The 24,852-nt window shown below is 59.6% G+C and carries 25 protein-coding genes; 18 read left to right on the top strand and 7 right to left on the bottom strand.

The genetic code is table 11. The features are described 5' to 3' along the window. The first annotated feature begins 68 nt into the window (after positions 1 to 68). A complete protein-coding gene (locus AC13Q5_RS26710; RefSeq protein WP_488503747.1) occupies positions 69 to 1,079 on the top strand; it encodes a zinc-dependent alcohol dehydrogenase family protein in 1,011 nt (336 codons plus the stop codon). Between the two features lie 24 nt (positions 1,080 to 1,103). On the opposite strand, the gene AC13Q5_RS26705 is transcribed toward AC13Q5_RS26710, so the two are convergent. Continuing rightward, positions 1,104 to 2,126 carry a LacI family DNA-binding transcriptional regulator gene (locus AC13Q5_RS26705; RefSeq protein WP_488503746.1) on the bottom strand — a complete coding sequence of 341 codons (1,023 nt, stop codon included), beginning with the start codon at positions 2,124 to 2,126 and terminating at the stop codon, positions 1,104 to 1,106. A gap of 636 nt (positions 2,127 to 2,762) precedes the next feature. Between AC13Q5_RS26705 and kdpF the strand changes: the two genes are divergently transcribed. The 12 genes from kdpF to AC13Q5_RS26645 all read left to right on the top strand — a co-directional run bounded on the left by kdpF (position 2,763) and on the right by AC13Q5_RS26645 (position 15,501). After that, on the top strand, positions 2,763 to 2,852 hold the full coding sequence (gene kdpF, locus AC13Q5_RS26700) for a K(+)-transporting ATPase subunit F (RefSeq protein WP_041678183.1): 90 nt from the start codon (positions 2,763 to 2,765) through the stop codon (positions 2,850 to 2,852). Positions 2,853 to 2,879: 27 nt separating this feature from the next. Then, positions 2,880 to 4,583: a potassium-transporting ATPase subunit KdpA gene (gene kdpA / locus AC13Q5_RS26695; RefSeq protein ID WP_488503745.1), complete on the top strand. Its 1,704-nt coding sequence runs from the start codon at positions 2,880 to 2,882 to the stop codon at positions 4,581 to 4,583. A 12-nt stretch (positions 4,584 to 4,595) separates the two neighbouring features. Continuing rightward, positions 4,596 to 4,757: a hypothetical protein gene (locus AC13Q5_RS26690; RefSeq protein WP_159444778.1), complete on the top strand. Its 162-nt coding sequence runs from the start codon at positions 4,596 to 4,598 to the stop codon at positions 4,755 to 4,757. 48 nt (positions 4,758 to 4,805) lie between these two features. Next, entirely contained in the window at positions 4,806 to 6,893 is a 2,088-nt protein-coding gene (gene kdpB / locus AC13Q5_RS26685; RefSeq protein WP_075853139.1) for a potassium-transporting ATPase subunit KdpB, read from the top strand. Between the two features lie 12 nt (positions 6,894 to 6,905). Next, the gene (locus AC13Q5_RS26680; RefSeq protein WP_075853140.1) at positions 6,906 to 7,511 is read left to right on the top strand and encodes a K(+)-transporting ATPase subunit C; all 606 of its coding nucleotides are present in this window, start codon (positions 6,906 to 6,908) and stop codon (positions 7,509 to 7,511) included. Between the two features lie 59 nt (positions 7,512 to 7,570). Next, a complete protein-coding gene (locus AC13Q5_RS26675; protein ID WP_075853141.1) occupies positions 7,571 to 10,282 on the top strand; it encodes a sensor histidine kinase in 2,712 nt (903 codons plus the stop codon). Next, entirely contained in the window at positions 10,279 to 10,971 is a 693-nt protein-coding gene (locus AC13Q5_RS26670) for a response regulator (protein WP_488503744.1), read from the top strand. Before AC13Q5_RS26675 ends, AC13Q5_RS26670 begins: the two co-directional genes overlap by 4 nt. Positions 10,972 to 11,070: 99 nt before the next feature. Continuing rightward, positions 11,071 to 11,526 carry a PTS sugar transporter subunit IIA gene (locus tag AC13Q5_RS26665; protein WP_488503743.1) on the top strand — a complete coding sequence of 152 codons (456 nt, stop codon included), beginning with the start codon at positions 11,071 to 11,073 and terminating at the stop codon, positions 11,524 to 11,526. 162 nt (positions 11,527 to 11,688) lie between these two features. After that, entirely contained in the window at positions 11,689 to 12,717 is a 1,029-nt protein-coding gene (locus AC13Q5_RS26660; protein WP_488503742.1) for a sulfate ABC transporter substrate-binding protein, read from the top strand. Positions 12,718 to 12,723: 6 nt separating this feature from the next. After that, the gene (gene cysT / locus AC13Q5_RS26655) at positions 12,724 to 13,581 is read left to right on the top strand and encodes a sulfate ABC transporter permease subunit CysT (RefSeq protein ID WP_075853145.1); all 858 of its coding nucleotides are present in this window, start codon (positions 12,724 to 12,726) and stop codon (positions 13,579 to 13,581) included. Then, complete coding sequence (gene cysW, locus AC13Q5_RS26650) at positions 13,571 to 14,443, top strand: sulfate ABC transporter permease subunit CysW (RefSeq protein ID WP_075853146.1); 873 nt, start codon at positions 13,571 to 13,573, stop codon at positions 14,441 to 14,443. Before cysT ends, cysW begins: the two co-directional genes overlap by 11 nt. 11 nt (positions 14,444 to 14,454) lie before the next feature. After that, positions 14,455 to 15,501 carry a sulfate/molybdate ABC transporter ATP-binding protein gene (locus AC13Q5_RS26645; protein ID WP_075853147.1) on the top strand — a complete coding sequence of 349 codons (1,047 nt, stop codon included), beginning with the start codon at positions 14,455 to 14,457 and terminating at the stop codon, positions 15,499 to 15,501. A 3-nt stretch (positions 15,502 to 15,504) separates the two neighbouring features. Here AC13Q5_RS26645 and AC13Q5_RS26640 read toward each other — a convergent pair whose 3' ends face one another. From AC13Q5_RS26640 to AC13Q5_RS26630, 3 genes are all read right to left on the bottom strand, one after another. Next, on the bottom strand, positions 15,505 to 16,302 hold the full coding sequence (locus AC13Q5_RS26640; RefSeq protein ID WP_488503741.1) for an NAD-dependent epimerase/dehydratase family protein: 798 nt from the start codon (positions 16,300 to 16,302) through the stop codon (positions 15,505 to 15,507). A 103-nt stretch (positions 16,303 to 16,405) separates the two neighbouring features. Then, positions 16,406 to 17,248, bottom strand: coding sequence for an endonuclease/exonuclease/phosphatase family protein (locus AC13Q5_RS26635; protein WP_488503740.1), 843 nt, complete (start codon positions 17,246 to 17,248; stop codon positions 16,406 to 16,408). 123 nt (positions 17,249 to 17,371) lie between these two features. After that, entirely contained in the window at positions 17,372 to 18,835 is a 1,464-nt protein-coding gene (locus AC13Q5_RS26630; RefSeq protein WP_075853150.1) for a phospholipase D-like domain-containing protein, read from the bottom strand. 334 nt (positions 18,836 to 19,169) lie between these two features. Between AC13Q5_RS26630 and AC13Q5_RS26625 the strand changes: the two genes are divergently transcribed. The 5 genes from AC13Q5_RS26625 to AC13Q5_RS26605 all read left to right on the top strand — a co-directional run bounded on the left by AC13Q5_RS26625 (position 19,170) and on the right by AC13Q5_RS26605 (position 21,763). Further along, on the top strand, positions 19,170 to 19,439 hold the full coding sequence (locus AC13Q5_RS26625; RefSeq protein WP_075853152.1) for a DUF2934 domain-containing protein: 270 nt from the start codon (positions 19,170 to 19,172) through the stop codon (positions 19,437 to 19,439). A 275-nt stretch (positions 19,440 to 19,714) separates the two neighbouring features. Continuing rightward, positions 19,715 to 19,909 (top strand): hypothetical protein, encoded by a 195-nt coding sequence (locus AC13Q5_RS26620; RefSeq protein WP_488503739.1) that lies wholly within the window; start codon positions 19,715 to 19,717, stop codon positions 19,907 to 19,909. A gap of 38 nt (positions 19,910 to 19,947) precedes the next feature. Then, positions 19,948 to 20,262, top strand: a complete 315-nt coding sequence (locus AC13Q5_RS26615) for a plasmid stabilization protein (protein WP_488503738.1) — start codon at positions 19,948 to 19,950, stop codon at positions 20,260 to 20,262. A 193-nt stretch (positions 20,263 to 20,455) separates the two neighbouring features. Further along, positions 20,456 to 21,193 (top strand): glutathione S-transferase, encoded by a 738-nt coding sequence (locus tag AC13Q5_RS26610; protein ID WP_488503737.1) that lies wholly within the window; start codon positions 20,456 to 20,458, stop codon positions 21,191 to 21,193. Between the two features lie 3 nt (positions 21,194 to 21,196). Beyond that, positions 21,197 to 21,763, top strand: a complete 567-nt coding sequence (locus AC13Q5_RS26605) for a methyltransferase family protein (RefSeq protein WP_075853156.1) — start codon at positions 21,197 to 21,199, stop codon at positions 21,761 to 21,763. A gap of 2 nt (positions 21,764 to 21,765) precedes the next feature. Here AC13Q5_RS26605 and ligD read toward each other — a convergent pair whose 3' ends face one another. The 3 genes from ligD to AC13Q5_RS26590 all read right to left on the bottom strand — a co-directional run bounded on the left by ligD (position 21,766) and on the right by AC13Q5_RS26590 (position 24,851). Continuing rightward, complete coding sequence (gene ligD / locus AC13Q5_RS26600) at positions 21,766 to 22,653, bottom strand: non-homologous end-joining DNA ligase (protein ID WP_488503736.1); 888 nt, start codon at positions 22,651 to 22,653, stop codon at positions 21,766 to 21,768. Positions 22,654 to 22,743: 90 nt separating this feature from the next. Continuing rightward, positions 22,744 to 23,538 carry an SDR family NAD(P)-dependent oxidoreductase gene (locus AC13Q5_RS26595; protein WP_457891747.1) on the bottom strand — a complete coding sequence of 265 codons (795 nt, stop codon included), beginning with the start codon at positions 23,536 to 23,538 and terminating at the stop codon, positions 22,744 to 22,746. A 167-nt stretch (positions 23,539 to 23,705) separates the two neighbouring features. Beyond that, on the bottom strand, positions 23,706 to 24,851 hold the full coding sequence (locus AC13Q5_RS26590) for a glycosyltransferase family 25 protein (RefSeq protein WP_488503735.1): 1,146 nt from the start codon (positions 24,849 to 24,851) through the stop codon (positions 23,706 to 23,708). Position 24,852: the final 1 nt, after the last annotated feature.

Here is a 24,852-nt window from a genome sequence, read left to right as displayed (position 1 = left end):
GTGCTATAGTGCAGATGGGAGCGGCGGAGTAGCATCAAAGAATCGAACCTTATGCTCGGAGGAGGCAAATGAGGGCAATCCGTTTGGAAGCAATCGGCGATATGGCCATGCGCATGGTCGAGAAGCCGAATGCCGGGCCGGGAGAAGTGGTCGTCAGAGTTCTGGCCGCAGGCATCTGCGGCTCCGACCGGCACATGTACAAGGGGGAATACCCGACGGCTATCCCGGTCACCCTGGGTCATGAATTCTGCGGTCTTGTCGAAGAAGTGGGTGAGAGCGTCTCGTCGTTTGTCGGCGGAGAACTCGTTACGGTAGACCCGAATATCGCTTGCGGCACATGCTCTGCCTGCCGGCGTGGGCGGCCCAACCTATGCGCCAACCTGAAGGCTATCGGCGTGACGCGGGATGGCGGCTTTGCTGAGTATGTCGCGGTTCCCTGCGGCCAGGCGTTTACGCTGCCTCCCGATCTCGATCCCGTTCATGGTGCATTTTGCGAGCCGCTGGCCTGCTGCATCCATGCCATCGACAAGGCGAAGATCCGCCCAGGCGACAGCGTCGCCATATTGGGCGGCGGTGTCATCGGCCTGCTCATGGTGCAACTGGCCCGCCTCGCAGGCGCGGACCAGATCATCCTGATCACGAGGCAGCTGTCGCGGCGCGAAGCGGCGTTGCGGCTCGGTGCGACACAGGCCCTCGATCCGACGGCGAGCGATGCGGTCGCCGCCGTCAAGGACGCGACCGGCGGTGGCGTGGATGTCGTCATAGAATGCGCCGGCGTTCCTGAAACGCTTCAGACCGGCGTACGGATGGCGCGGCGCGGCGGCGCTTTCATATTGTTCGGCGTAACGCCGGCCGGTCAGGAAGTGCCCGTGCCGCCATTCGATCTGCTCGTCAACGAGGTCGAGATCAGGCCAGCCTATCTCAATCCCTTCACTCATGCCCGCGCCGCCGCCATGGTGGCAAGCGGGATTCTGGAGCTGGATTCGCTTGTCACGAAGACGATCGGCCTTGAGGACGTTGCGGACGTCGTCGGCAGCGCACCATCAACTGGGGAGATCAAGGTCATCGTTCGGCCGTGAACGTCGCCTCCAGACCCTATCCATTCACTTGCGGACGGGGCCGGTGGAGTCGCGCTGGATCAAAGTGACGGATACTTTGATGATGGTCTTCTCTTCTCCGGCGTCTCGATCGGCCTGCTGTTCATCGATCAGGGCCTCTAGTCGCCGGACTGCCTGCTCGCCGACTCCACGGATCGGTTGGGCGATTGTCGTCAGTCGCGGAAAGACATATGCCGCCTCCGGCAGATCGTCGAACCCGATCACCGAATAGTCGCGCGGCACGGAAAAGCCGTGATCCTGAACGGCATGGATTGTGGCAATCGCCGATATATCGGTCGTACCGATGATGCCAGTCATTTCTGGTCGGGAAGCGACCAATTGCCTTGCAAGCGGATAGGCGGCGGCGAAACTATGCTCCTCGGCCATGGATATGGCAGCGGGGGTAATATCGTGCTCAGCCATCTCCTCTTTAATGCCACGAAGCCGAAGCTGGACCGGTTGACTGTGGGCAGGGGCGCCGACAATGCCGATTTTTCGATGACCGAGTTCGATCAGGTGGCGGGCCATCATCCGCCCGCCTTCCTCATGGTCGGCCATGACGGCATCGTCCGCTACTCCGGGAAGCTCGCGATCGATCGCGACGATCGGGATATGGGCTTCGCGCAGGGCCTCGAAATGCTCCGTGCTGCCGAAGGCGCTTGCGACGATGACGCCATCGACGCGTTGCGACAGCAACATGGAAATGTAGCGCGCCTCGTGATCGATGTTTTCGGCGGTGCTGCAGATCAAGGTCTGATAGCCGCGCTGGAACAATTCCTGCTCGATTGCATGGGCAAGGATGCCGAAGAAGGGCACGTCGATCGACGGCAGCATCAGCCCGACCATCCGGCTCGGCGCGCCGCGCAGCATGCGCGCACCTTTGCTCGGGGTATAGTTGAGCGTACGGATGGCCGCTTCCACGCGCTCCCGGAGTTCTGGAGAAGCATAGCCGCTGTTGTTCAGCACGCGCGAGACTGACGAGACCGATGTTCCTGCGAGTTTGGCGATATGTCTGATGCTGGTCGTCACTTGCTCGCGTTTCTTTGGCTTGCGGTCGAATGGTCGGGAGTGAGGCCGTCGGAGTACAGGCCAACTCATCCCCGGACTAAATCACCGCCGGGATGCTGCATCAAGCGCCATACATGCGGTCTTAATATTCCGCCATGTCAATCCTATCTATATTAGATTTGTCGCATATGATATGATGCAATCATGGAGAGTGGCTTATATCGCTGGAGCAGCCTGGAATTTGTGCGGGTAGTCCAGGAAATTCAATGAAATAGAAGCCGCATATCCATGAGATAGGCCTGATGCTTCAAGCGAATTCGGCAATGCAGGCAGGCATATGAGCATACTCGCAGGCAGTCATCACCCGCATCGGCATTTATAAGATTTTTATATCTTCCACTTCTCCGCCGTCTCGAACCTTAATGCGGTTCGGTCGCATATTGTGTGTGGAAGATAACCCCAAGTGATCTTCCTGGTCGGCAGGAAAAAGAGGCGCTCTGAATAATGGTGCTCTCCATCATTTCTGCATTCAACAATAACAATCAAGGAATCGCGATCGATGATGGACATTCTTCTTGTCGGGATCGGCGTTTTATTCTTCCTCCTTTGCGTCGCCTATACCAAGGCCTGCGACAGCCTCTAGTCGGAGAGACGGCAATGCTTCTCGATTACATTCTCGGTGGCGGCGTGACGATCTTTCTCACCGTCTACCTGGTCTATGCTCTCATTCGCCCCGAGCGCTTCTAACAGCGCTGGATAGGGAAAGTTACTTCCATGACCCTCAACGGATGGCTTCAGATCCTTATTTACATCGGGATCCTTCTCCTGCTCGTCAAACCGCTCGGCGGTTACATGACACGTGTCTTTACCGGCGAGCGCACCTTCCTCTCCTTCGTCCTCCGTCCTGTGGAACGGGGGCTTTATCGTTTGGCCGGCACGGATGAGCGCGAAGAGCAGCACTGGACGACCTATTCGGTCTCCATGCTGCTGTTCAGCCTTGCCGGTTTCCTGGTTCTTTACGCGCTGCAGCGACTGCAAGGCAGCTTGCCGTATAATCCGGCTGGCATGACCGCAGTCGGCCCGGAACTGTCCTTCAACACGGCAACGAGCTTCGTCACCAATACCAACTGGCAGAACTATGGTGGCGAAAGCACGATGTCCTACCTGGTACAGATGGCCGGCCTGACGGTGCAGAACTTCGTTTCCGCGGCAACCGGTATCGCCATCGCCATTGCGTTGATTCGTGCCTTCGCACGTGCCTCTGGCAAGGCGATCGGCAACTTCTGGGTCGATATGATCCGCGCGACGCTTTACGTGCTGCTACCGATCTGCATCGTACTGACGATTGCTTTCGTCTATCTCGGCGTACCGCAGACGCTCGGTCCCTATGTCAACGCAACGACGCTCGAAGGTGCGCAGCAGACGATCGCGGTCGGTCCCGTTGCTTCGCAGCTTGCCATCAAGATGCTCGGCACGAATGGCGGCGGCTTCTTCAATGCCAACTCGGCGCATCCATTCGAAAACCCGGACGCGATCTCCAACCTTATTCAGATGCTGTCGATCTTCGCCGTCGGCGCGGCGCTCACCAACGTCTTCGGCCGCATGGTCGGCAGCCAGCGGCAGGGCTGGGCGATCCTGGCTGCGATGGGTACGCTGTTTATCGCCGGCGTGATCGTCACCTATTGGGCTGAAGCGGCAGGCAATCCGCTTGTTCATGCGCTCGGCATCCAGGGCGGCAATATGGAAGGCAAGGAAGTCCGCTTCGGCATTGCTGCCTCCTCGCTCTTCGCAGTCATCACCACGGCGGCATCGTGCGGTGCGGTCAACGGCATGCTCGACAGTTTCACCGCGATCGGCGGCCTGATCCCTCTCATCAACCTGCAGCTCGGCGAAGTCATCGTCGGCGGCGTCGGCGCCGGCTTCTATGGCATCTTGATGTTCGTCATCATTGCCATCTTCGTTGCAGGCCTTATGGTCGGGCGCACGCCGGAATATCTCGGTAAGAAGATCGAAGCCAAGGAAGTAAAGATGGCAATGCTTGCCGTGCTTTGCCTGCCTGCCGGCATGCTGATCTTCACGGCAATATCCGTGGTATTGCCCTCCGCCGTCGCCTCGATCGCCAATGCAGGCCCGCACGGCTTCTCGGAAATCCTCTATGCCTACAGCTCGGCCGCGGCAAACAACGGCTCGGCCTTCGGCGGCCTGACCGGCAACACCCCCTGGTATAATACCACGCTCGGTATCGTCATGCTGATCGGCCGCTTCCTGGTCATCGTTCCGGCCCTTGCGATTGCCGGCTCGCTGATCAGCAAGAAGACTGTTCCTGCCTCGGCTGGTACCTTTCCGACGGATGGCCCGCTCTTCGTCGGCCTGCTCGTCGGTACGATCCTGATCGTCGGTGGCCTGACTTTCTTCCCGGCGCTGGCGCTTGGACCGATCGTCGAACATCTGTCGATGATTGCGGGCCAGACCTTTTAAGGGATGAGGGCCATGAGCCAACCGCTTCTAGGCAAACTTAGAAAAGTCATTGATCCACGCCCCTTCGATAGGGGGCGTGGCCCGGCCGGAATAACCTGCGCTTCCGACGCCATTTTGCTGGCGATGGTTGCCCTGTTTCTCGGTCTTGTCGTCTTCGGATTTTTAATCGGCTGATCGGCTGCGTTCCGATCTGACGTTTTCCTCTTCACGCTGGAGCCTCTTATGAGCCAGTTAAAATCAGCGAGTATTCTGGATTCTCGCATTCTCGTTCCGGCGATCGGCGCTTCGTTCAAGAAGTTGAACCCGCGCACGCTCGCCAAGAACCCCGTCATGTTCGTGGTCGCCGTCGTTTCGATGCTGACGACCGTTCTCTTCCTGCGCGACCTCGTCACCGGCGGCGGCAATCTTGCCTTCTCGCTACAGATCAATATCTGGCTGTGGTTCACGGTATTGTTTGCCAACTTCGCGGAGGCTGTCGCCGAAGGCCGCGGCAAGGCACAGGCGGATTCGCTGCGCAAGTCGCGCACCGAAACCCAGGCGAAGCTGCTCGTCGGCAACAGCCGCACCGACTACAAGATGGTGCCTGGCACCAGCCTCAAGGTCGGCGACATCGTGCTGGTCGAAGCTGGCGACATCATCCCCTCGGACGGCGAAGTTATCGAAGGTGTAGCCTCCGTCAACGAAGCCGCGATCACCGGCGAATCCGCACCCGTCATCCGTGAATCGGGCGGCGATCGCTCGGCCGTAACAGGCGGTACGCAGGTTCTGTCGGATGAAATTCGCGTGCGCATCACGGCCGCCGCCGGCTCGACCTTCATCGACCGCATGATTGCACTGGTGGAAGGTGCCGAGCGGCAGAAGACGCCGAACGAAATCGCGCTGAACATTCTGCTGGCCGGCATGACGCTGATCTTCGTGCTCGCGACCGTCACCATCCCGAGCTTTGCCGCCTATGCTGGCGGCTCGATCCAGACGGTCGTGCTCGTTGCGCTCTTCGTGACGCTGATCCCGACCACAATCGGCGCTCTGCTTTCGGCAATCGGTATTGCCGGCATGGACCGCCTGGTGCGCTTCAACGTGCTTGCCATGTCCGGCCGCGCCGTCGAGGCCGCCGGCGACGTCGATACGCTGCTCCTCGACAAGACCGGGACGATCACGCTCGGCAACCGCCAGGCGACCGCGTTCCGCCCCGTCCGGGGTATCAGCGAACAGGATCTCGCCGATGCCGCACAGCTTGCCTCGCTTGCCGACGAAACACCTGAGGGACGCTCGATCGTCGTGCTCGCCAAGGAAAAATATGCGATCCGCGGCCGTGACATGACGAGCCTGAAGGCGACCTTTGTTCCCTTCACTGCGCAGACCCGCATGAGCGGCGTCGACCTCGAAGGTTCGTCGATCCGCAAGGGTGCCGTCGATGCCGTCCTCTCCTATGTCGAAGGTGCTGCCAATGGCAGCCATGAGGGTACCGCCGTCATCTCCCGTACGTCGAGCGAAACACTGCGCGAACTGCAGGTGATCGCCGACGAGATAGCCAAGGCTGGCGGCACGCCGCTTGCCGTTGCCCGCGATGGCCGGCTGCTCGGCGTCATCCATCTCAAGGATATTGTCAAGGGTGGCATCCGCGAGCGTTTCGCAGAGTTGCGCCGCATGGGCATCCGCACCGTCATGATCACGGGCGACAACCCGCTGACGGCAGCAGCCATTGCCGCGGAAGCCGGCGTCGACGACTTCCTTGCCCAGGCGACCCCGGAGATGAAACTGGCGTTGATGCGCGAGGAGCAGTCCAAGGGCAAGCTCGTCGCCATGTGCGGCGACGGCACGAACGACGCGCCCGCACTCGCCCAGGCCGATGTCGGCGTTGCCATGAACACCGGTACGGTCGCGGCCCGCGAGGCCGGCAACATGGTCGATCTCGACAGCGACCCGACGAAGCTCATCGAGATCGTCGAAATCGGCAAGCAGCTGCTGATGACCCGCGGCGCCCTGACGACCTTCTCCATCGCCAACGATATCGCCAAGTATTTCGCCATCATCCCGGCGATGTTCATCGCCTTCTATCCGCAGCTGAAGATGCTGAACATCATGGGGCTGGCAACGCCGCAAAGCGCCATCCTCTCGGCTATCATCTTCAATGCGCTCATCATCGTCGCACTGATCCCGCTATCGTTGAAGGGGGTCCGCTATCGCCCGATCGGCGCAGGCGCGCTGCTCAGCCGCAACCTTTTGATCTACGGCCTCGGCGGCATCATCGTCCCCTTCATCGGCATCAAGGCCATCGACATGGCGATCACCGCCATCGGCCTCGCCTAAGGAGTTTCTCTCATGTTGAAACAAATCAGACCCGCCATCGTCATGATCGTCGCCACGACCGTCCTGACCGGTCTTGCCTATCCCCTTGCCATGACGGGCGTTGCCCAAGCGCTCTTTCCCCATCAGGCTAATGGCAGCCTGGTGGAGAAGGACGGCAAGGTGATCGGCTCGAGCCTTATCGGTCAGAATTTCACGGCGGATAAGTATTTCCACGGCCGCCCGTCTGCTACGACCGGCGCAGACCCGAATGACCCGACCAAGTCGGTTTCCGCACCCTACAATGCGGCCAATTCCGGCGGTTCCAATCTCGGTCCGACGAATTCGAGCCTGATGACACGCATCAAGGGCGATGCCGCAACACTGCAGGCGCAGAATCCCAACACGCCGGTTCCGATCGATATGGTGACGACATCCGGCAGCGGTCTTGATCCGCACATCTCGCCTGACGATGCCTATTTCCAGGTGCCGCGCGTCGCCAAGGCCCGCAACATGGACGAGGCCAAGGTCAAGTCGCTCGTCGACGCAGCCATCGAGCCGCGGGAGCTTGGCGTTCTTGGCGAGCCTGTCGTCAATGTGCTGGCATTGAACCAGGCGCTCGATGCTTCTATGACTCAATGAGTTGAAGGGGTTGAGACGGTTAGCGCCGTCTCAACCTTATCAGGAAAGACGACCCGCGAATGGCAGATGAAAGCCGCGACATGTTGAGCAGGCCTTCCCCCGATGCGCTTCTCGAAAAAGCGCGGGCCGAGACACGCGGGCGATTGAAGATCTTTCTGGGTGCGGCGCCAGGCGTCGGCAAGACCTATGAGATGCTGATGTCCGGCAGGGCGAAGATCGCCGACGGCGTCGATGTCGTGGTCGGCGTCGTTGAGACCCACGGCCGCCGCGAGACGCAGGCCCTGCTCGACGGGTTCGAGATCGTTCCGCGCGTCAATGTCGACTATAAGGGCAGGGCGCTTGAGGAGATGGATCTCGATGCCATTCTGAAACGCCGCCCCGAACTGGTGCTTGTCGACGAACTTGCCCATACCAATGCGCATGGCAGCCGGCATCCCAAACGCTATCTCGATGTCAAGGAGCTGCTCGAACGCGGGATCGACGTCTACACGACGCTGAATATCCAGCATGTCGAAAGCCTGAATGACGTCGTCTCGCAGATTACCCGCATCCGCGTGCGCGAGACGGTGCCGGATTCGATCATCGATCTCGCCGACGATGTCGAAATCATCGATCTCACGCCAGACGATCTCATCAAGCGGCTGCATGACGGCAAGGTCTATGTCTCGAAGACGGCTGAGCGGGCGCTCACCAACTATTTCACGCCTGGCAATCTGACCGCGCTGCGCGAGCTGGCGCTGCGGCGCACGGCGCAGCGCGTCGACGATCAGCTCCTGACCCATATGCAGGCGCACGCGATCCAGGGGCCCTGGGCTGCCGGTGAACGTGTGCTCGTTTCCATCGATCATCACCCGCGTTCGGCCGCGCTTGTCCGCTATGCCGCGCGCATGGCATCGCGCCTGCGCGCGCCCTGGGCTGCCGTCTATGTCGAGACCAACCGCTCGATTAGCCTGACTGAGGCGCAGCGCGACACGATTGCCGCAACGCTCCGGCTTGCCGAACAGCTTGGTGGCGAAGCCATTACCCTTCCCGGTCGCGAAGTGGCAGAGGAGCTGCTTCGCCATTCTGCCAGCAACAATGTCACCCATATCGTCATCGGTTCGCCAAAAATCGGCTCCTGGCGCGATTGGTCCCGCCGTTCCGTTTCCTATGATCTTATCCGCAGGGCCGGGGATATTAGCGTCCATGTCATTTCCGGCAGCGATGCGGATGGCGAGGCTGCAAGGCGTGGCGTCAAGGTGGCGCCTTCGCCGCCTCCCTTCCAGCTGCGTGGCTATGTTCTGGCAACGCTCTATGTCGCCATTGCGCTCGGTTTCTGCGTCATCCTCGATCAGGTGCTGGATGTGCGAAACCTCGCCCTGGTCTTCCTGATGGCTGTGCTGGCCAGCGCGGTAACGCAGGGCCTGCGCCCGGCGCTTTATTCCTGCATTCTTGGTGCGCTCGCCTTCAATTTCTTTTTCCTGCCGCCACGCTACACGCTGACGATCAGCGATCCGGAAAGCGTGCTCGCGTTCTTCTTCTTCCTCGGCGTCGCGGTCATTGCGAGTAACCTGACGGCGACGGTGCAGCGGCAGGCGGCAGCGGCAAGGCAGCGCGCGCGAACGACGGAAGACCTCTATCTCTTTTCGAAGAAACTTGCCGGCACCGGCACGCTCGACGATGTGCTGTGGGCAACCGCCTTTCAATTGGCCTCGATGCTGAAGCTGCGGGTCGTGCTGCTTCTGCCGGAGCACGGCACGATCGCGGTCAAGGCCGGCTATCCCCCTGACGATACGCTCGATGATGCCGATATCGCGGCGGCGCGCTGGGCGTGGGAGCATAATCATGCCGCCGGCCGTGGCGCAGACACGCTACCCGGCGCCAAGCGTCTTTATGTTCCCCTGCGCACCGGCCGTACCGCCGTCGGCGTCATCGGTCTCGACAGCGACCGTCGCGACGGTCCGCTTCTGACGCCGGAGCAGCAGCGGCTGCTCGATGCCCTTGCGGATCAGGCCGCACTTGCGATCGAGCGCGTGCAACTGGTTGCGGATGTGGACCGCGCCAAGCTGGCCGTTGAGGCCGATCGGCTACGCTCCGCACTGCTAACGTCCATTTCGCATGATTTGAAAACGCCGCTTGCGGCCATTCTCGGCGCGGCTGGAACGCTGCGCGACTATCTGGAGACGCTGCCGCACGAAGATCGCGTCGATCTCCTGTCGACTGTCATCGATGAATCCGAGCGCCTCAACCGCTTCATCGCCAACCTGCTCGATATGACCAAGATCGAGTCCGGTGCGATGGAGCCGAACTATGCCCTGCATTATGCCGGCGATATTGTCGGCAGCGCATTGCGGCGCGCTGCGAAGATCCTGATCCATCATCGCGTCGACGTGCAGATGCCCATCGATCTGCCGATGGTGAAGGTCGATCCGGTGCTGTTCGAACAGGTGCTGTTCAACCTGCTCGACAATGCCGCCAAATACGCGCCGGAAGGATCGGCGATCCGCCTCGAAGCCTGGGCTGATATCGACAATATCGTCTTCAGGGTCATGGATGAAGGGCTGGGCATTCCGCCTGCCGACCTCGAACGCGTCTTCGATACGTTCTATCGCGTGCGCAAGGGTGATCAGGTGCGCGCCGGCACCGGCCTTGGCCTTTCCATCTGCCGCGGTTTCATCGAAGCGATGGGCGGCACGATTGCTGCCGGCAACAGAACGGATCGGCAGGGGGCCGTCTTCACCATCCGCCTGCCGAAACCAACCGATGTCCCGAAGCTGGATGAGCTGAAATGAACACCACTGCCGTCAAGATCCTCGTCGTCGATGATGAGCCACCGATCCGTAAGCTGCTGCGCGTTGGCCTGGGTGCCCAAGGCTATGTCGTCAACGAGGCGCAGAACGCCGCATCGGCTCAGGCATCGGTCGACGAGGACCAGCCCGACCTGATCGTGCTCGATCTCGGTCTGCCGGACAAATCGGGGCAGGATCTGCTCCTGGAATGGCGTGAGGATGGAATTCAGATCCCCGTTGTCATCCTGTCCAGTCGCACCGACGAGGCGGGTATCGTCAAGGCGCTCGAAAGCGGTGCCGACGACTATGTGACCAAGCCCTTCGGCGTCAACGAGCTTGCGGCGCGCATCCGCGTGGCGCTACGCCATCGCCTGCAGCAGCAGGGCGAGAAGGCAATCTTCCAGACCGGCGGTCTGTCCATCGATCTCGTCAAGCGCATCGTCAAGGTCGATGGCAAGGAGATCAAGCTGTCGCCCAAGGAATACGACATCCTGCGCGTGCTTGCCCAGCATGCCGGCAAGGTGCTGACGCACCAGTTCCTGTTGAAACAGATTTGGGGGCCGGCGGCCGATGTGCAGTATCTGCGTGTCTATGTCCGCCAGCTCAGGCAGAAGATCGAAGAGGTGCCTGATCAGCCTCAATATATCACGACCGAGACAGGTGTCGGCTACCGACTGCGGGAGCCGGATTGAGGCGGCCGGGAACCAGAGCCGATTATCGAGGCGATTTGGCCTCGATCTTACGGCGATGAATGTCATTTCAGAATTTATTGCCCGACCTTGAGTGCGACCATGGACCTTTCCACCATCATTCTTCCCGAACATGTTTTTGTCGGCGTCTCTGCTCCGACCAAGTGGCGTGCGCTGCAGATATTGTCGTCGAAGGCGGCCAGTTGCTTCGGCCTGGATGAGACAATGGTGCTGCGGGCACTGGAGACACGCGAAAAGCTGGGCACGACCGGGATCGGCAACGGTGTTGCCGTTCCACATGCAGCCATTGTCGGCATGACGCGGCCGAGGGGGTTGATGGTGCATTTTGCCCATGCCGTTGATTTCGAGGCTATCGATGACGTGCCGACGGAATGGGCGTTCGTCCTGCTCTTCGGTGAGGCTGGCCGCAGCGACTATCTGAACGTACTCGCCGCGATCGCCAGGCGCTTGCGGACAGAAGGTGTCCTGACGGCGATGCGGCAGGCAAAGACTGCCGACGAACTCTATTCCGTATTCCTCTCCGACACCATTCTCTGACGATATCGCCCATCGCGCCCTGATAGTCATTCGGGAATGTGATTTCACTTTTCCCGATTCTATGGGATGCTGTTCTCCGTGGTTGCCTAAAACGGGAACTGTCTTCGTTACTTTATACGACCAAGTTGATAGGGTTTAAGGACAAACGAAGGGGGTGCATCCATGCAGACGATAAAGCTTTCTCGGCTTCTCGCCGCCGCAGTTCTGATCGGTAGTTTCTCGATTGCGGCCATCGCGCCGACCTGGGCGGCGGACAAGACGCTTCTCAATGTTTCCTACGATCCGACCCGTGAACTCTACAAGGACTTCAACACGGCTTTTGCCGCCAAGTGGAAGAAGGACACGGGCGAAACCATCAATATCAAGGCTTCGCATGGCGGCTCCGGCGCGCAAGCCCGCTCGGTCATCGACGGTCTCGATGCCGATGTGGTGACGCTGGCGCTCGAAGGCGATATCGACGCGATCGCCAAGGCAACGCACAAGATCCCGGCCGACTGGAAGACAAAGTTCCCGAATAATTCCGTTCCATACACCTCGACCATCGTCTTTCTCGTGCGCAAGGGCAATCCCAAGGGCATCAAGGACTGGCCGGATCTCATCAAAGACGGCGTTGAGGTGGTCACGCCGAACCCGAAGACCTCCGGGGGCGCCCGCTGGAACATTCTGGCCGCATGGGCCTGGGCCAAGCAGGCCAATGGCGGCGACGATGCCAAGGCACAGGAATATCTCACCCAGCTTCTGAAGCATGTGCCGGTTCTCGACACCGGTGCGCGCGGCGCAACGACGACCTTCGTTCAGCGTGGTCTCGGCGACGTTCTGCTCGCCTGGGAAAACGAGGCCTATCTCTCGCTCGACGAGCTTGGTCCCGATAAATTCGAAGTCGTGACCCCGTCCTTCTCGATCCGTGCCGATCCGCCGGTCGCCGTCGTCGACGGCAATGTCGACACCAAGGGCACGCGCAAGGTCGCGGAAGCCTATCTGAACTATCTCTACTCGGATGAAGGCCAGAAGATTGCGGCCAAGCATTACTACCGGCCGATCAAGCCGGAAGTGGCTGACCCCAAGGATATCGCCCGCTTTCCGACCTTGAAGCTCGCAACCATTGACGATTTCGGCGGTTGGTCTCAAGCTCAGCCGAAGTTTTTTAACGATGGCGGCATCTTCGATCAGGTTTACAAGCCGGGGCAATAAGACTGAATGCATTCTATAACCCGCAAACGGTGGCGGTTACGGCAGCCGAGCGTCATTCCGGGATTCGGATTGGCGCTCGGCGTTACCTTGGCTTGGCTCATCTTCATTGTTCTCATTCCGCTGTCGGGACTGCTGTGGAAAAGCAGCGCTCTCGGCTGGGAGAAATTCTGGGCTCTCGCGCTTGATGTGCGCACGCTTTATGCGCTGCGCATGAGTTTTGGCGGCGCCTTTATCGCGGCGCTGGTCAATGCCGTGCTCGGGCTCATTCTTGCCTGGGTCCTGGTGCGATACCGCTTTCCGGGTAAGCGCATCCTCGATGCGATGGTCGATCTGCCGTTCGCCCTGCCGACAGCGGTGGCCGGCATTGCGCTGACGACGCTCTATGCGCCGAATGGCTGGATCGGGCAGTTCCTGACGCCGCTCGGTATCAAGATCGCCTTTACGCCGGTCGGCATCGTCATCGCGCTGATCTTCGTCGGCTTGCCTTTTGTGGTGCGCACCGCACAGCCCGTCATGGAGGAGATCGACCGCGAGGTCGAGGAGGCGGCGGCGACGCTTGGAGCGTCGCGCTTCCAGACGATTACCCGTGTGCTCTTGCCAGGCCTTGCTCCTGCAGCCCTGACAGGGTTTGCGCTGGCATTCGCGCGTGCGGCCGGCGAATACGGATCGGTCATCTTCATTGCCGGCAACAAGCCTTATGTTTCGGAAATCGCGCCGCTGCTCATCGTCATTCGTCTGGAGGAGTATAATTATTCCGCGGCAACGGCGATCGCGACGGTGATGCTGTTCATTTCCTTCACTATGCTTTTGATCATAAACCTCATCCAGTCTTGGAGCAGAAGGAGATATGGCTATGGCGCATGATCTTTCTGCCGCAGCGGATACGGGTCATTCGGTCATCACCGAAAGCCGATTTGCCCGTATTATTTTCATCTCGATCTCGCTGGTCTTCCTGACGCTGATGGTACTTCTGCCGCTCGCGGCCGTTTTCGTGGAGGCTTTCCGCAAGGGGATCGAGACCTTCTTCGAAGCCCTCGTTGACGAAGAGACTTTCGCGGCCATCCGGCTCACATTGATCGTTGCCGGCATCAGCGTGCCACTTAACCTCGTCTGCGGCGTCGCTGCCGCATGGGCGATCGCCAAGTTCGAATTCAAGGGCAAGGCGTTCCTGACGACGCTGATCGATCTGCCGTTCTCGGTGTCCCCGGTCATCTCCGGTCTGGTCTTCGTGCTGCTGTTCAGTTCGAACAGCGCGCTTGGCCCCTGGCTGCAGAGCAACGGCATTCAGATCCTGTTTGCGGTTCCGGGCCTTGTGCTGGCGACGATGTTTGTCACCTTTCCCTTCGTTGCGCGCGAACTGATCCCGCTGATGCAGGAGCAGGGCAGTGCGGACGAGGAGGCGGCGCTTTCGCTCGGGGCCAATGGCTGGCAGACCTTCTGGTATGTCACACTACCGAACATCAAATGGGGTCTGCTCTACGGCGTGCTGCTTTGCAATGCCCGTGCTATGGGCGAGTTCGGCGCCGTCTCGGTCGTCTCGGGCCACATCCGCGGCGAAACCAACACGATGCCTTTGCAGGTCGAGATTCTCTATAACGAATATAATTTCTCCGGGGCTTTTGCCGTTGCCACGTTACTGGCTCTGCTTGCTCTGATCACACTGATACTGAAGACGTTGCTGGAAATGCGCTATAGCGAAGAGATCGCAGCCAGCCGGCGTCACTGAAGGAATTCTTGATGGAAGTTCGCGTTCAAAATCTGCGCAAGGAATTCGGTCGATTTCCCGCTCTGCACGATGTTTCCCTGGACATCCGCTCGAGCGAACTGATTGCGCTTCTCGGCCCTTCCGGCTCCGGCAAGACGACGCTGCTGCGTCTGATCGCCGGGTTGGAAACGCCGACGGAAGGCAAGATTTTCTTCGGTGAGGATGATGCTTCGCTGAAGACCGTGCAGCAGCGCAATATCGGCTTCGTGTTTCAGCACTACGCGCTGTTCCGGCACATGACGGTGCTCGACAATATCTCCTTCGGCCTCAAGGTCCGCTCGGCATCGCGTCGTCCGCCACGCGATGAAATTCGCCGGCGTGCCATGGAATTGCTGGAGCTTGTGCAACTGAAGGGCTTGGAGAAGCGTTATCCGACGCAGCTTTCCGGTGGTCAGCGGCAGCGCGTCGCGCTGGCGCGCGCCATGGCGGTGGAGCCGAATGTCCTGCTTCTCGACGAGCCCTTCGGCGCGCTCGACGCGCAGGTGCGCAAGGACTTGCGCAAATGGTTGCGGGAGATCCATGATCGAACCGGCCACACGACTGTTTTCGTGACCCACGATCAGGAAGAGGCGCTTGAGCTTGCCGACCGCGTCGTCGTGCTCAACAAGGGCGCCATCGAACAGGTCGGCACGCCGGACGAAATCTACGATACGCCGAATTCGCCTTTCGTCTATGGGTTCATCGGCCAGTCAAATCGCGTCAAGGTGCGCATCACCAGCGGCGAAATCTGGTTCGACGACAAACCGCTGGGGCTCAGCACGCCGCACGAACCGGACGGCGAGGCTCACCTGTATTTCCGTCCGCATGACATCGAACTGAGCGATGGCGATTCCGGCGCGATTGCTGGGCTGCTTGTCGCCAGCCGCCGCGTCGCGGGCACTCGCCATCTTGAGATTGATATCGGTCCCGAGCATGAGGGCATCGAGATCGAGTTGCCGCCGAACAAGGCCGATGCGCTGGATCGCAATCGCATCGCCTTCAGGCCGACCCGTTGGAAGCTGTTCCGCAACGGCGTCTGACGATCAGTCCTCGGGATGGCCGGACGAGGCGAAACCGCTCCCTTGGAAGATGACGGCCGGATCGTTGGGATCTTCCGGCGGCGTTCTTGACAGGATTTCCGCTCGCCATGGAGCGGCACTGTCGCGTGGCTTCCAGCCGAGGAAAGCGGCATTGCTGTTGTCCCACCACTGCTCGTCATTGTCGGAGGCGCCATAGACGATCGTGTGCCCCAGCCTGGGCGCGTCGAAAGCGCAGCCGCAAAGGGAGAGAAAATCCCGGACGCTGAACCATGTGGCGAGCATGCGCGTATTGCGCGGCTCGGGAAAGCACGAGCCTATGCGCACTGAAAGCGTTTCCTGGCCGAACTTGTCGAAGTAGAGGCTGGCGACCGCCTCGCCGAACACCTTTGACACGCCATAGAGCGAGTCCGGTCGGGTCGGCACCTTGTTGTCGATCCGCTCATCCCGGCGATAAAAGCCGATTGTATGATTGGAGCTTGCAAAGACGATGCGCGGCTTGCCGGCGGCGCGAGCGGCTTCATAGAGATTATAGAGGCCGAGGATATTGCCCTGCATGATCAGATCGAAGGGCTTTTCCACTGAGATCCCGCCAAGATGGATGATGCCGTCCACACCTTTCACCATCGCGTCGACGCCGCTGCGGTCGGCGAGATCGCAGGCGACGAAACGCTCGTTCGGGCGCAGGTCGCTTATCGGCGCGAGGTCGGACAATACGACATTCTCGGCGATCTGCGACAGAAGCGGCCGGATTGCCTGGCCAACGCCGCCGGCGGCGCCGGTCAGCAACAGAGTTTTCAGCATGATTGTCTCCCGGATCGGTCATTTCGGCGGGCAGACTATAAGATGGTCCTTCGCCCGTCATCACATATATCGGTGGGATCAACATGAAGGATGTCGATAATGTCTAGGCAGTCTGTGAATGCATCCGGGCGTCGACCTCGAGCGCTTCCAGGCTGACCACGGCCTTGATGGGCAGGTGATCCGATGCCACGCGCGCCAGCGGCGAGTCATGCACCTCGACAGCTGAGATCATGCCGCGACGGTTTGCCATGATGCGATCGAGCGCCAGAAGCGGCAGCGTCGAGGGGAAGCTCGGAACAGCGGGAGGCAATGGTCCAAAGGCGTTCTGAAAGGTATTGAGGGACGAGCGGTCGCCCAGACGCCACTCATTGAGATCGCCGAGAAGGATGGTGGGCGTCTCGCTGCCGTCGTTCATCAGGTCGACGATCAGGCGCGTCTGCTGCGCACGCGAGCGATGCAACAGGCCGAGATGTGCGGCAATGATCCTGAGGCTGCCGCCGCTCGCCAATTCCAGTTCGGCAATCAAGGCGCCGCGCGGCTCCAGCCCGGGCAGGTTGATCTGATGCACATCGCGAACCGTGCCCTGCTTGAAAAGCACGACATTGCCGTGCCAGCCATGCGCCTTGGTAACGCCGGCGATCGGCACCGGGATAAGACCCGTCTCGCGTTCGAGCCGGCGCAGATCGAGGATGCCGGTACGTTCTCCAAAACGCGTATCGGCTTCCTGCAGGCCGATGACATCGGCATCGATTTCATGGATGACGCGGCTTGTTCTTTCGGGATCGAAGCGGCGGTCGGCGCCGACGCATTTATGGACATTGTAGGAGGCGATCAATGTGCCTTCAGGGCGGTCCGGCTTGCCGCCGGCCGGTTTGGGGCGCGATTTCTTTCGGTTCTTCAGACTTTCCAGAATGCTCGCACGGAGACTTTCTTTCTTCTTTCGCATCTATCCGTCGACCGTTCCTTGATCAGACCATGTCGGGCACATGGGTAAGAGTATAAGAACCGATGGTTTGCCTTGTCATGTAAAAAGGCTGCGACAAAGGCAGATTGTATGGCAGTGCGACCGTCAGAGATAGGGTGAGCCTAGCCAAAGAACCTTCTCGATAAGCCTTACGATGAAAGGGCGTGCCCGAAGCTTTTCGAGATCGACCGGATGCGCCGTTTCGAGGATTGTGCCGATATGCGCATCGATCGTGCCGGCAAAGCCGCGATCGAGGACTTCAAGATCCACCTCGAAATTGAGCCGCAGGGAGCGTGGATCGAGATTGGACGAGCCGACATAGGCCCAGATACCGTCGATGGCTAAAAGCTTGGAATGGTTGAAGGCGCCTTCGGCGCGCCAGATACGGCAATAGTTCTTCAGCATCTGATCGAATTGTGCCGTCATGGCGCGGTCGACGAGCACGAGATTGTTGGCCGTCGGCACGATGATATCGACCTCGACACCGCGCCGCGCTGCCGTCACCAGTGCACTGATCAGTTCTCGATCCGGCAGAAAATAGGGCGACATGATGCGGATGGATTTGTGCGCCACCGAAAGCGCGCCGATCAGCATCTTGTGATTGGTCTCGACGCTGCGATCCGGGCCGGAGGCGACGACCCGCATGAAGACGGGCGCTCCGGGCTCGTTGGAGGGCGCGGCAATTCGCCATTCCTCGCCATTCAGGACTTCACCCGTTGTAAAGCGCCAATCCTCGGCCGCCGTATTGAAGAGATCGGCAACGGCGGGGCCTGTCACGCAGAAATGCATGTCGCGGGCGCTATGCTCGTGGGCGAATTCGCGTGTGAACCCCTGGCGGATATTCATGCCGCCGGTAAAGGCAACTCGCCCGTCGATGCTGAGGATCTTACGGTGGGTGCGCAGGTTGGCATAGGGCAGCCGGAGGCCGATGATGACGTTGCCATTGAAGACGTCGACCTGCACGCCCCCCTCGCTCAGATAGCCCATGATGCTCGGCACGGAATAGCGGGCGCCGACGGCATCGATCAATACGCGGACGCTGACGCCGCGTTTGGTCGCGGCAATCAGGGAATCGGCGATGCGAAGACCGATGGGGTCGCGATCGAAGATGTAGGTCTCCATCAGGATGCTGCGTTCGGCGCCGTCGATTGCGGCCTTCATCGCGGCATAGGCGACGTCGCCGCTCGTCAGCATCTCGATCGTGTTGCCGGTGCTCATCGTGTAGCGGACGACACGATCGCCGAGCGTCTTCATCGAACCGAAGCGATCACCGAACCGCCGCCGCACCTCAGCATCATCGGCGTCGAAGCTGGAGGGCTCGCCATTCGCATCCGTGCGAAAGAGCGCCTCGCGCTGCGAGCTGAGAGAGGCCCGGCGGATGCGATTGATGCCGGCGACGGCATAGAGCAAGGCACCGATGATGGGCGACAGGATGACGACACCGACCCAGCCGGTAGCCGCGCGGACATCCTCTTTGGTCATAGCTGCATGGATTGCAGCAGCGGCCCCCATCACGACGGACAGGACGGCGAGAATTTGGCCCCAATGGGCAGCCACGAGGTCGATCATGACGCAAGTATATCCTTGCCCGCAAAAGCTGCAATGAGTAGGCCTGCGATCGTCAAGATGTCATCAATAGCGGTGCGAAACCTCACCTTATTAGATATTTTTAATTGAACCCTGTTCTGACCAGCATCATACTTAGGGTGCTTCGGCTGCTTCGCTACCGTCCCCCACGGTAACTTCTGTTTCTTGTTTGAAGCGCCACTGCGGTTCGAGAGTCGAGACCAAAGAACGCTAGCCATAGCGTCTTGGCTGCTCGGGGGAGGCGTGAAAGCCCGCGTTTCAAGAACGGGCGTCGTTCATCAAAACCTTGTTCAATGATGCGAACGGAGAACAGCAGATGTTGGAATCTCGGGACGAATGGATCAAGAAACGCGCATACGCCATATGGGAAGAGGAAGGCCATCCTTCCGGACGCGACTTCGAGCACTGGGCGCAGGCGAGCAGCGAGCGCATCGCGCTTGAGAAAACGGCGGCAAACGGCGGTACGATCGACGTCAAGCCCAAGGCGAAGCGCAAGACGGCAGTCGCGGCGGCGGCTATTGCCGAGGAAAAGTTGGCCAAGCCGGCAAAGAAGGTATTGAAGAAGACTGCAGCCGCAAAGGCGTAGGATACGTCGGTTTCAGGGGTGTGGCGGAGATGAGAGCGGCTCGATGGCAACATCGGGCCGTCTCTCTTTTTCGAGACAGCAGCCGGCGGAATATTCGCAATAATTTCGGTGATTTGGCTCTCATCCGCGAAATAGTTGTCACACATCGGTGCTACGGATTGCGAAGGGAGTCCAGCAATGTGTCGCAGCTATATCGATGATCTGGAAATGACTGTTACGGAGATGGTCACAACGCGCTGTCCTTTGCGTTGTACCGACAGCTTGGGGGCGATACGATGATATCTCTCCTCGTGCTTGCCGCGCTCTACCTTCTGACGGCCTTGATCCTCATTCTGATCATCGATCGTTCGGTCGGCGTCTTTTTCCCGCCATCGGCCAAGCAACGCGCCACGACGCCGCATGGCCGCCGCTTCTGGGTGCTCTCGGTCCATCGCAATACGCCTGGCCAAATCTCGGAACCTTTTCCTTGACGACGGGTTGGTCTTTCTTTCCAGCAAGGAGAAAGATCATGCCTCGAGGAGACAAATCGGCCTATACGGACAAGCAGAAGCGCAAGGCGGAGCATATCGAGGAGAGCTATGAAGACCGCGGCGTTTCCCACGCGGAGGCGGAGCGGCGTGCCTGGGCGACCGTGAACAAGGAAAGCGGTGGCGGCAAGAAATCCGGCTCCGGTCGCGGCCATTCCGAAAATCACGAATCGTCTGAAAAGGGTGGCAGGATCGGCGGACGCGCCGCTGCAAACCGATCTGCTGCGGAGCGCTCTGCCTCTGCAAAGAAGGCCGCTGCGACGCGTAAGCGCCACGAGCACAACGCACATTCCTAGGTTACTGGCGAGAACTAGACGTGATCGTCGAGATTCGTCGTGTCGTTGCGATGAAGTTCATATCGTTTCTGGCGCACGTGCCTCGGCCTGTAATCGTCGATCGCCTCTTATTTTCTGCGCAGTCGACGCTAAATTGCAGACTTGCGGCGATCATCACGGCTGATTGCTCTCAGTTCCGGGGAGGGAAAATCGAATGGCCTACGAGCTCTATTATTGGGATGGCATCCAGGGGCGCGGCGAATTCGTCCGGCTGGCGCTGGAGGAGGCCGGCGCAGACTATGCCGATGTTTGTCGCGGCCCGGCAAGCAAGGGGCAGGGGATGCCCGCCATGTTCGCCATCATGGATAGTAAATCTGAGCTCGGCCTCCCATTTGCCCCACCGTTTCTGAAGGACGGGGATCTGATTATCCCGCATGTGGCGAATATCCTGATGTATCTTGGGCCGAAGCTCGGTCTGGCGCCGAGAGACGAGGGAAAGCGGCACGTGTTGAACGGCCTGCAGTTGACGATCACCGATCTCGTCGCCGAGGTACATGATACCCATCACCCGATCGCGACGTCGAAATATTACGAGGATCAGAAGCAAGAGGCCAAAGCGCGCGCTGCAGAATTCATCGAAAACCGCATTCCCAAGTTCCTCGGCTATTTCGAGAAAGTGCTGGAGCAGAACCCTGACGGGTCAAGCCATATTTTCGGCGGCGAATTGACCTATGTCGATCTCTCGCTGTTCCAGGTCTACGAGGGACTGCGCTATGCTTTCCCCCGTGCGACGGCACATCTGGATCGCCGATATCCGCATCTGACTGCACTGCATAAGGCTGTCATGAAACGGCCCAACATTGCTCGCTATCTTCAGTCCGATCGCCGTATTCCCTTCAATGAGAACGGCATTTTCCGGCACTATCCGGAACTGGATAGAGATATGGCGTGAGCGATGCTCATCTATCAATTCATTCCCGCATGCTGGATCGTCTGGTTGCTGATCTGGCTTTTCGCATCATTCGGCGTCAAGAAGAGCGTGCGTCAGGAGGATCCGCTGTCGCGACTCGGCAATACCGTGCCGATTTGGATCGGCGCTCTCCTGCTTGCGGTCAATCCGTCATGGCTAGGCCCTTTGCGGTATCGCCTCATCCCGCAAGACCTGACCTCCTATGCGATCGGTGCGGCCCTGACGTTCCTCGGTCTCCTCTTCGCGGTCTGGGCTCGCTATCACATCGGCCGAAACTGGAGTGGAGTGATTACGCTCAAGGAGGATCACGCGCTTATTCGCTCCGGTCCCTATGCGCTCGTGCGGCACCCGATCTATTCCGGCCTGATGCTGGCCATCATCGGCTCGGCAATTGCGCGCGGTGACATTGCAGCCGTCCTTGCGATCATCGCGGTGCTCTATGCCGTGCTGCGGCGCGTGCAAATCGAAGAAAGCTGGATGAATGAAACCTTCGGCTCGGCCTACGCCGACTATAAGGCCAGCACGCCGGCACTGATCCCGTTTCTGGTATAGTGTCAGATCTTGAGCGGCGACGCGGCCTTGAAAAAATCCTCCCAGGGATCGCCACTCGATTGGCCAAGGCGCGATGCCGCATTCCCGACGGTGACGGATGCCGGCCCGATCTTGCCATCCAGTTCCTCCCAACCGACCGGCATCGAAACCGCAGCACCCTTTCTTGCGCGCGTCGAATAGGGCGCCACGGCGGTGTTGCCCCGGCCGTTGCGCAGGTAATCGAGGAAGATGTGGCCTGTCCGCTTTGCCTTGCTGGCAACCGACAAATATGCCTCTGGGCTATCGGCGCTCATGGCATGGGCGATCGCTTCGGCCGCATCCTTGATATGAGGCCAGGTCGCCTGCGACTTGACGGATGCGACCACATGCAATCCCTTGCCGCCGGAAGTCTTGACGAAGGAGTTTAGGCCCAAGATGGAGAAACGCTCCCTTATCTCTTTCGCAGCGATCACGACCTTGCCCCAGGCAACGTCTTCGCCAGGGTCGAGATCCATGATGATCATATCGGGCTTTTCCCAATGATCCGTCGTCGTGCCCCAGGGATGTATTTCAAGCGCCGCCGACTGGACGAGGGCGGCAAGACCGTCGAAATCCCTGATCTTCAGGAATTTCGCGGTGTCCTTATCCTCGGGATCGGCGATTTCCTCGATATGTGGATTGATCCCCTTCCAGGCATGTTTCTGGAAGAAGCGTGGTCCATCGATACCATCCGGGCAGCGCAGCAGAGCTAAGGGACGGTTGACGACGAAAGGTGCCATACGCCGCCAGACCAAGGCATAATAATCAAGAAGGTCTTGCTTGCTGATCTGGTCCTCGGGCCAGTAGATCCGTTCTGGATGCGTCAGTTCCACCGATGTTTCGATGTCATTCTGAATGGGCGTCTTTGCCATCTTGCATGCGCTCCATTTTTGCGACGCGAAAGGCGTCGCACCGGACAAGACTAGCATTGCCCGGTGCATAAAGTCGATCGTCAGCCGATCTTACGGCATGAGCTGGCCGCCATTGACCTCGATGATCTGGCCGGTGATGTAGCCGGACAGCGTCGGCGAGGCGAGGAATAGGTAGGCGCCGACACAATCTTCCGACGTGCCGACAAAGCCCATGGGGATCGTCTTGCGCTGCAACTCCATCTGCTCGTCGTTGGTATAGCGTTCGTGGAACGGCGTTGCGATGACGCCGGGCGCGACCCCATTGACGCGGATCTTGTCGTTGACGAATTCCTTGGCATGGCCGTGGGTGATGGTGGAGACGAACCCCTTGGAAGCTGCATAGAGGATCGCGCCGTTGCCGCCGCCGTTACGAGCGGCGATTGAGGTCGTGTTGATGACGAAGCCGCCTTGCTTCTTGAGATGAGGATGAGCGGCACGGGTCGCCGCAAGCACGGAACGGGCGTTGAGGTTCATCACCCGCTCGTAATGCGCATCCGTCATATCGGCGGTCGGAAGCCGCCCGAGCATGCCGCCGGCATTGTTGACCAGGCCGTCGAGGCCACCCAAAGCTTCGGCTGCGTCCTTCACCACGCGTTCGGTCTCTCCATCCTGCGAGACGTCGCCCTGGATGAGATGGACTGTCCCACCACTGGCCTTGATTTCATCCGCCAGCTTTTCCGCCGGCTCGCGGCTCGCATTGAAGTGCAGGCCGATCTTCATGCCCTGTGCGGCAAAGGCGCGTGCCACGGCAGCGCCGATGCCGGTCGAAGCACCTGTGATCAATACTCTCTTGCCGGCAAGATCGGGAATGCGAATGGACGCAAGCGATTGCGCGAGTTCTGCCATGACGACTCCTCCTGAACGTCAACCAATCATATGACGAAATGTGCCTTTGTCTTATCAGGGTCGGGGACGAAAAGGCAATCATGCCAAGCACGACAAAAGGACGCGAGACCTGCCTGCTAGGTGATGGACATGGGGTGAAACTCGATGACGGCGGTGGTTGGCGGATTTCACCGTGGGTCGCCGATCCGCGTGATATTGAGCAAGTTGAGAACGCCTGCGTCCGTCTTGTTGCGCGTGTCTCGCATGGCTGAGGCGCGGTCCTGCAAGCGGAGGTTCGTCAATCGCCATAGCCGAAAGAAAAGCCGGCTCGCTTCGACGAAGGCCCGATAGGGCATCACGGTCAGATAATGCGCTCGAGATCGATGGTAGCGTCGCCGCTGCGATTCGCCTTGGATCTGCGATGGCAGCCCGAGTTGCTGATTGATGGGAACTGGCGTCACGAAAGCCGAATTGAGACCCTGGAAGAATTCAAGATCGAAGGCCAGATCGAACGGTAGACGCATCGGCAGAAGTTTTTCGGCGAACCATCGGGCGGCCCGCCGATTGATGATGTAGGCACCCGATCCCTTTTCCCGGGTCAGCGCGATCGCCAGGTTGCGGTTTTCGGTGAGTCTGAAGACATCGAACTTCCTGCCGCAGCTGACGGTCGACAGGCGCAGGATATCCCACTGCTCTGCCCGCCTGAGCGCAGCGTCGAGAATGTCGATGATATCGGGCGGGAATTCGAGATCGTCCTCAAGGACAAGAGCGAATTCGCTTGGCGAGGCAAGTAGCCGCCGGGCACATTCCACATGGCTCAGGTAGCAGCCGACCTCTCCCGGATTGCGCCGACGCCCGTGCATGAAACGAAACGCGAATTCGCTGAATTCCGGCGTGGGAAAATCGATAGAGCCGCCGTCGACTGCCGGCACGCGTTCGAACTGAAGACCGATTTGCCCGAGCCTTGCTCGCATTGCAGCCAAACGATCATCCGCGCGGTCCAGATTGATCAAGAATATTTTCAGCAAAGCAGCGACCAGCCCTGTGTCGTTCATGCCTTCATCCACTTCAACATCGACGCAGCAGCGCCGCTTTCCTGAGATGAGCATGTCCAGTTCAGCTGACAGCAGCCTTACAGGCGGCGCGGAGTGGAATTTATCATTATAACTAATTGAAATAGCAGTAATTTTTGAAAATGATAAAGTTCTTGGTTTGGCTAAGCTGCCTTTGGATAGTTCGAAACTGCCCGCCCGATGGCGCGAAACGATCTGGCGTGACGTCCTGGCCGCGGCTAATGAAGGCGCCAGGGGAGTCGGGCGATTGAGCTTCTTCACG

Source organism: Martinezella sp. CNPSo 3964 (assembly GCF_057784375.1).
The sequence above is the reverse complement of the archived record's forward strand: the minus strand, read 5'-3'. Positions and strand labels throughout refer to the sequence as shown.

What these genes read in the sequence shown, in the direction of transcription:
- AC13Q5_RS26710 (WP_488503747.1), top strand. Translation starts at nt 69, where the DNA reads ATGAGGGCAATCCGTTTGGAAGCAATCGGCGATATGGCCATGCGCATG.
- kdpF (WP_041678183.1), top strand. Translation starts at nt 2,763, where the DNA reads ATGCTTCTCGATTACATTCTCGGTGGCGGCGTGACGATCTTTCTCACC.
- kdpA (WP_488503745.1), top strand. Translation starts at nt 2,880, where the DNA reads ATGACCCTCAACGGATGGCTTCAGATCCTTATTTACATCGGGATCCTT.
- AC13Q5_RS26690 (WP_159444778.1), top strand. Translation starts at nt 4,596, where the DNA reads ATGAGCCAACCGCTTCTAGGCAAACTTAGAAAAGTCATTGATCCACGC.
- kdpB (WP_075853139.1), top strand. Translation starts at nt 4,806, where the DNA reads ATGAGCCAGTTAAAATCAGCGAGTATTCTGGATTCTCGCATTCTCGTT.
- AC13Q5_RS26680 (WP_075853140.1), top strand. Translation starts at nt 6,906, where the DNA reads ATGTTGAAACAAATCAGACCCGCCATCGTCATGATCGTCGCCACGACC.
- AC13Q5_RS26675 (WP_075853141.1), top strand. Translation starts at nt 7,571, where the DNA reads ATGGCAGATGAAAGCCGCGACATGTTGAGCAGGCCTTCCCCCGATGCG.
- AC13Q5_RS26670 (WP_488503744.1), top strand. Translation starts at nt 10,279, where the DNA reads ATGAACACCACTGCCGTCAAGATCCTCGTCGTCGATGATGAGCCACCG.
- AC13Q5_RS26665 (WP_488503743.1), top strand. Translation starts at nt 11,071, where the DNA reads ATGGACCTTTCCACCATCATTCTTCCCGAACATGTTTTTGTCGGCGTC.
- AC13Q5_RS26660 (WP_488503742.1), top strand. Translation starts at nt 11,689, where the DNA reads ATGCAGACGATAAAGCTTTCTCGGCTTCTCGCCGCCGCAGTTCTGATC.
- cysT (WP_075853145.1), top strand. Translation starts at nt 12,724, where the DNA reads ATGCATTCTATAACCCGCAAACGGTGGCGGTTACGGCAGCCGAGCGTC.
- cysW (WP_075853146.1), top strand. Translation starts at nt 13,571, where the DNA reads ATGGCGCATGATCTTTCTGCCGCAGCGGATACGGGTCATTCGGTCATC.
- AC13Q5_RS26645 (WP_075853147.1), top strand. Translation starts at nt 14,455, where the DNA reads ATGGAAGTTCGCGTTCAAAATCTGCGCAAGGAATTCGGTCGATTTCCC.
- AC13Q5_RS26640 (WP_488503741.1), bottom strand. Translation starts at nt 16,302, where the DNA reads ATGCTGAAAACTCTGTTGCTGACCGGCGCCGCCGGCGGCGTTGGCCAG.
- AC13Q5_RS26635 (WP_488503740.1), bottom strand. Translation starts at nt 17,248, where the DNA reads ATGCGAAAGAAGAAAGAAAGTCTCCGTGCGAGCATTCTGGAAAGTCTG.
- AC13Q5_RS26630 (WP_075853150.1), bottom strand. Translation starts at nt 18,835, where the DNA reads ATGATCGACCTCGTGGCTGCCCATTGGGGCCAAATTCTCGCCGTCCTG.
- AC13Q5_RS26625 (WP_075853152.1), top strand. Translation starts at nt 19,170, where the DNA reads ATGTTGGAATCTCGGGACGAATGGATCAAGAAACGCGCATACGCCATA.
- AC13Q5_RS26620 (WP_488503739.1), top strand. Translation starts at nt 19,715, where the DNA reads ATGATATCTCTCCTCGTGCTTGCCGCGCTCTACCTTCTGACGGCCTTG.
- AC13Q5_RS26615 (WP_488503738.1), top strand. Translation starts at nt 19,948, where the DNA reads ATGCCTCGAGGAGACAAATCGGCCTATACGGACAAGCAGAAGCGCAAG.
- AC13Q5_RS26610 (WP_488503737.1), top strand. Translation starts at nt 20,456, where the DNA reads ATGGCCTACGAGCTCTATTATTGGGATGGCATCCAGGGGCGCGGCGAA.
- AC13Q5_RS26605 (WP_075853156.1), top strand. Translation starts at nt 21,197, where the DNA reads ATGCTCATCTATCAATTCATTCCCGCATGCTGGATCGTCTGGTTGCTG.
- ligD (WP_488503736.1), bottom strand. Translation starts at nt 22,653, where the DNA reads ATGGCAAAGACGCCCATTCAGAATGACATCGAAACATCGGTGGAACTG.
- AC13Q5_RS26595 (WP_457891747.1), bottom strand. Translation starts at nt 23,538, where the DNA reads ATGGCAGAACTCGCGCAATCGCTTGCGTCCATTCGCATTCCCGATCTT.